We start from the raw sequence: 5477 nt of genomic DNA on the forward strand, positions 1-5477 counted from the left end.
ACAGATGTGGTACGTCGGTATGCAAAAGAAGACAGAAAAGGTGTTGAATGAAATTGGTTTGAAAGGACTCTTTGGAGAGAGGGTAAGGTATACCTAGTGATCATTTTGACGCTGATTAGGCCGGATGTACATCAGTGATCAACACCAACGATCTTACCTTCCTGAGTTCACTTCAGGAATTTCAGAATGAATCAGTAACCAGGATTGGGCATATCAATGAAGAGGTAAAACTCAGGCAGTGGGATGCTGTGAAAGTTGATCTGAAAAATTATCAGGGAGTTATCAAGACCGAGATAGATCATCTGAACTCGCTTCAGGTTTCTGAAAAAGTCTTACCCATACGGGAAAAGGCCATCGTAGCCCTTAATAAACAGGACACGATCATTCAAAAGACCCGGGATCTTTCGGAGCTCAACGAATCGGTAATTCCTGACCTTGCAGGCGATTATCTATCTAGTGCAATCGATACAGCACTAAAGTCTGCTCTATCCGGGAAAGAATGAAAAATTACTTCTTTTTTATAAAAAATTTGAAAGGAAATCCGGTACCGTGTTCATTCAGGAAGTTCTATGACTAATAAACGAGAACTTGGAGATCTCATCCGGAAAAAGAGACAGGCAGTTCTCATCGTCAACATCCATTCCCGCAAAGGGGAAAAGTTATTCTTCCGTGCTCTCGATCTTCTCCACCTTCAGGGTATTGATGTGATCGCATCATATCCTGTCAGAAAACCTGAGCGACTAAGAACGGTCGTCACCGAGGTACTGGATCAGGGACATCCTCTCATTATCGTTGGCGGAGGTGACGGGACATTTAACACCATCACCGATCTTTTTGTTCATATGGATACTGTTCTTGGTATCCTCCCGATGGGAACAGCGAATAATTTTGCTCGTTCTATGGGGATTCCCATGTCACTTGAAAAGGCCGTAGAGGTCATAGTTCATGGAAAAGTGGTTGATGTAGACCTCGGGATGATCAATGAACAGTATTTTATCAACATCGCCACGGTAGGATTTTCCCGGGATGTGATCTCGGCAACCCCGAGGCGTCTGAAGCGGTATCTTGGAGTTTTATCTTACCTTCTGTATGAGACCCGTTATCTCATCTCGCAACAACTGTTTTCCTGCTCTATCACCATCGACGGAGTAACTGAATGTATCAAAACAAGACAGTTGATCATTGCGAACGGTAGTTTTTACGGAACACGCAAGATCACCCCTGATGCCCATATCGATAATAAAACACTTATCATTTTTGCCATGGACTCGGAAAGTGAATGGCAGGGACTCAAGTTCTGGATAGGGTTTCTCCTTGGGCGGCATCTGGTATTTCCAGAGTCGCGGTTGTTCAAAGCGGAATCAGCGTGCATTCAGACTAAACCAAGGAAATACGTAATTATGGGGGGAGAAAAGATGACCCGGACACCAATCAGACTTACGATCGATCCGGCAGCGGTCACGATCATGGCTCCTGATTCATTTCGTGATCATGATGAACAACCTCTCCCACATTCGCAATTCCCCTGTCTTGATCCAGGGATCTCCTGATCTATCACAGAGACGGGTATGTTGCCTTTTCTTTTCCTTTTTGCCGTGAACTCCAGACTTTATACACCTCAAACCAGAGGACACTCAGAACACCGGCCAACACACAGGTGATGAGTTCTTCCCATGATATCGGAGCAAACCTGAAGAGATTCTGAAGTGAAGGGACAATAAGAATCAGGGCGAGACCGATAATTGTTCCGGCAAATACCCATCCCATCGCCTTGTTCGGAGTCTGGATTGTCTGAACCATAGTCTCTGACCATGAACGGTTTGTCAGGATCAGGAGCAGATTTGCAGTTACAATCGTCGTAAAGGTGAGCGTCCTTACCTCGGGTTCATTTAGACCCCTGCTTATCGCAGAGAGATACACCAGAAAGACAACTGCCAGTACCACAAATCCCTGAAGGAGACTCAGGAAGAGTGTCTTCCTGGTAAATAGCCGTTCGTCTCTCTGACGAGGGGGTCGATTCATAACATTTGATTCTTCTTTTTCAGACTCGAACACGACTGAACAGGCTGGGTCGATGATCAATTCAAGAAAGACGATATGGACCGGCATAAGAATGAGAGGCAGATTAAATAGCACGGGGATAAGTGACATCCCGGCAATCGGAACATGGATAGAGAAGATATATGCCATCGCTTTCTTCAGATTATCATAGATTCTCCTCCCTAACCTGACCGCAGATACAATCGAGGTGAAGTTATCGTCAAGCAGAACAAGTGAGGAAGCTTCCCTGGCGACATCAGTTCCCCTGCCTCCCATCGCAATTCCGATATCAGCAGACTTTAATGCCGGGGCATCGTTCACCCCGTCACCGGTCATAGCGACAACCTCCTGATTGGCTTTAAGGGCGTTGACGATCCGTAGTTTCTGCTCCGGTACAGCCCTTGCAAACAGAGTGGCAGTCCTGATTTTGTCTTTTAAATCCGCTTCCGATATCTGTTCAAGTTCTGACCCGGTAATACATTCATCTGCATGATGAAGACCGATCTGCTGTGCAATGCTTCGTGCAGTCAGTGGATAGTCTCCGGTGATCATGATAACCCGAATCCCGGCTGAATGACATTCTTTCACAGCTTCGAGAATTCCAGGCCGTATTGGATCTGCGAATCCAATCAGTCCCAGGAACACAAATTCAAAATCATGTTGCCCATCAGGGAGTTCAGGAAGAACAAACGAAGATTTCGCCACCCCTAGAATACGGAGTCCTTTTGCGGCGAGTGTGTTGATCTGCCTGGCCAGCATTTCCCGGTCTGGTTCAGGAAGATGACAGAGATCAGCAATTGCCTCGGGCGCTCCTTTTGACGCAATTATAAACTCATTTCCATCAGGGGATTGCCAGACATTAGACATTGCCAGGAGTTCGGGTGAAAGGGGATATTCTACAATAAGGTCCCAGCCGGTGTGGATATGTTCAGTTTTGCCAAAATCACCATCCGACAGGCGGATGAGTGCTTTTTCCATCGGATCGAAGGGATCTTTTTTGCAGGCAAGGATGGCGTACTCAGATAATTCATGGCAGATGTCAGGAACTGAATTTGCTCCGGTTGGATCATGGTCACCGATCACCCCATCGGCAAAAAAGGTCTGAACCGTCATTTTGTTCTGGGTGAGGGTACCGGTTTTGTCTACACAAAGCACCGTTGCAGAACCAAGAGTCTCAATCGCCGGAACATGACGTGTTAATACCTGTTTTTGTGAGATCCTCCATGCACCAAGAGCAAGAAATATTGTCAGGACAACCGGAAATTCTTCAGGGAGGATAGCCATAGCCAGCGTGATCCCGGCAAGAAGGCCGGATATCCAGTCTGCCTGTGTAAACCCATATACTATCACGATGATCAGACACAGGAGCAGCCCGACGATGGCGATGGTCTTGACCATCCAGGAGATCTCTGTTTTCAGTCTGGTGTCATCCCGATCCACGGTCTGCAAAACGGTGCCTATCTTTCCCATCTCGGTCCGGGGGCCTGTTGCTCTGACCTCCGCAAGACCCTGCCCCTGAACAACCATAGTGCCGGAGTAGATGAAGGGCAGGTCATCTCCTCCCGGATGCTGCCCGGCTTGTCCTTTTACCCAGGGAATTTTTCTGACCGGGACCGACTCTCCGGTCAGAAGCGATTCATCCACTGAAATATGGTTTGATGAGAGAAGAATCCCATCTGCAGGCACCCGGTCTCCTTCTGAGAGGATGAGAATATCACCGGTTACCACTTCCCTGCCTGCGATTCGTTTCTGTTCTCCGTCTCTGATTACCAGAGCACGGGGACTGGAAAGATTTCGTAACGCTTCCAGGGCCTTTTCAGTCTTCTGCTCCTGGTACACCGTAATCCCGATGATGACAACCACGAAACTCATCAGCATGATGCCTTCGGTAACATCACCAAGGAAGAAGTAGATCAGCCCGCTTGCTACCAGAAGGATGAACATTGGTTCTTTGACTACTTCTAAGATGATCCCGGGAATGCCGTGTTTTTGTGCTTCCGGGAGTTCATTGTATCCTTCGGTTCTGATCTTTTCAGCTGCCTGCTCGCTGGAAAGGCCTTTGATCGCATCAATTTCGAGGATAGTCATGATTGATACCAATTCTTCAGATATTTGGTTCGTTGCCGGTGTCTATCTCATCAATATACGATATCCTGATTGCAGAATCTGATCGTTGCACCCATTCAACGGTTACGTCAAATGAGACCTATGAGCTGATAAGAAGTTCGATAAAAAAAAAGTAACCCGTGCATCCTCCTTCTTTACTGGCTCTGAATAAAAAGAAGATCATTTCCTCAGTTTCAGGGAGGTTTTTTCCTCGTCTGCATATTCTTGGATCACCATTTTAAACGATTTTGGTTTATCTTCTTTGACACTCTCAATCTGTTTTATTGCTTTTTTCAATGATTCGGGGTTCATCAGGGCTGAAGCCAGACAATACAGAGTTGCAGATCGTCCGGGGTTATATTTCTCCAGCATTATCTCAAGAATATTCTTTCTCTCACCTTGTTCATGTAAGAACTCCTTAATTCCTGTTTTTTTAATCTCTTGAATATTTGAAAGACATTTCTGGTGTGTGACAAAACTATCTGCATCAAACCATGTGTCGAATTTTTTACACGGGAATTCAGAACAATCCGCACAGGTTTCATAGTCTCGTTTCATTGAACAACATCGGAATATGGAACAATAGGAACAATGGGCATCGGGTCCACACCCCATACATCGGGATTTTGCTTTTGATTGAAACCTGGGGCATAATCCACAGGATATTCCACAACAACCGATCAAATTGTATTCTTTCATATTTTCTTAATATTCCTCTTATTCTTAAAAATATTGGTCGATTGCTGATGATTTAGCATAAACCTGTGGAGTTACTGGTAGTCTGTTTCCAGCTGATAAACCTCTGTAGTTCGCTAACTCATTTATGGGTCTCCATAGGCTCTAGAATGTCAAGTTCATAAGGAGGAATTTCGTAGTTATATCATCCGATCTATATATCAGTAGTAAAAAATTTTTGTTGTGTTAACCGGGTATTCAAGAATGAATCGGACGACATTTATATGAAATACTGGGGCAGTCCGGGTATAGTTAAATACTGTCAGGTCGGCGATTTATGGCTGATGTCAAAAATGGAAGTCACTTATCGCTTGATTATCGCTTGAACCTACCGGAGTGTTCCTGAATATATCCATGATAACCATAATTATCTGGTTTCAATTCCTTGTAGCGGGAGAGTGGGAGAAAGCGGGAAGATCGCGGGATCTTCCCGCCCTGAAACAAAGGATATTGCGGGCTCTAATATAGAATATCTGTAAGTATTCAGTGATCTGAAGTTACCGTCCTTTTTTCATTTTATTTTTCTACAAAATCTTGCAATTGGAACTTATTTTGGAATATTAGGTGAACCGAAAGTTATATCGATTTTAAGATAT

The 5477-nt window shown here is 45.0% G+C and carries 4 protein-coding genes; 2 read left to right on the forward strand and 2 right to left on the reverse strand.

The window, feature by feature from the left end; translation table 11 throughout:
• Nucleotides 1-134: 134 nt before the first annotated feature.
• The gene (locus LUQ50_RS07630; protein WP_300038640.1) at nucleotides 135-503 is read left to right on the forward strand and encodes a hypothetical protein; all 369 of its coding nucleotides are present in this window, start codon (nucleotides 135-137) and stop codon (nucleotides 501-503) included.
• 66 nt (nucleotides 504-569) lie between these two features.
• Entirely contained in the window at nucleotides 570-1550 is a 981-nt protein-coding gene (locus LUQ50_RS07635) for a diacylglycerol kinase family protein (RefSeq protein WP_300038643.1), read from the forward strand.
• A 4-nt stretch (nucleotides 1551-1554) separates the two neighbouring features.
• Here the strand turns inward: LUQ50_RS07635 and LUQ50_RS07640 are convergent, their stop codons facing one another.
• Together LUQ50_RS07640 and LUQ50_RS07645 are read right to left on the reverse strand one after the other, a co-directional pair.
• The gene (locus LUQ50_RS07640) at nucleotides 1555-4128 is read right to left on the reverse strand and encodes a cation-translocating P-type ATPase (protein ID WP_300038646.1); all 2574 of its coding nucleotides are present in this window, start codon (nucleotides 4126-4128) and stop codon (nucleotides 1555-1557) included.
• Between the two features lie 198 nt (nucleotides 4129-4326).
• Nucleotides 4327-4845 carry a DUF3795 domain-containing protein gene (locus LUQ50_RS07645; protein WP_367278976.1) on the reverse strand — a complete coding sequence of 173 codons (519 nt, stop codon included), beginning with the start codon at nucleotides 4843-4845 and terminating at the stop codon, nucleotides 4327-4329.
• Nucleotides 4846-5477 lie beyond the last annotated feature (632 nt).

Origin of the sequence: Methanospirillum sp., from assembly GCF_028679455.1 — an archaeon.
Taxonomy (GTDB): domain Archaea; phylum Halobacteriota; class Methanomicrobia; order Methanomicrobiales; family Methanospirillaceae; genus Methanospirillum.

What these genes read in the sequence shown, in the direction of transcription:
- LUQ50_RS07635 (WP_300038643.1), top strand. Translation starts at nt 570, where the DNA reads ATGACTAATAAACGAGAACTTGGAGATCTCATCCGGAAAAAGAGACAG.
- LUQ50_RS07640 (WP_300038646.1), bottom strand. Translation starts at nt 4,128, where the DNA reads ATGACTATCCTCGAAATTGATGCGATCAAAGGCCTTTCCAGCGAGCAG.
- LUQ50_RS07645 (WP_367278976.1), bottom strand. Translation starts at nt 4,845, where the DNA reads ATGAAAGAATACAATTTGATCGGTTGTTGTGGAATATCCTGTGGATTA.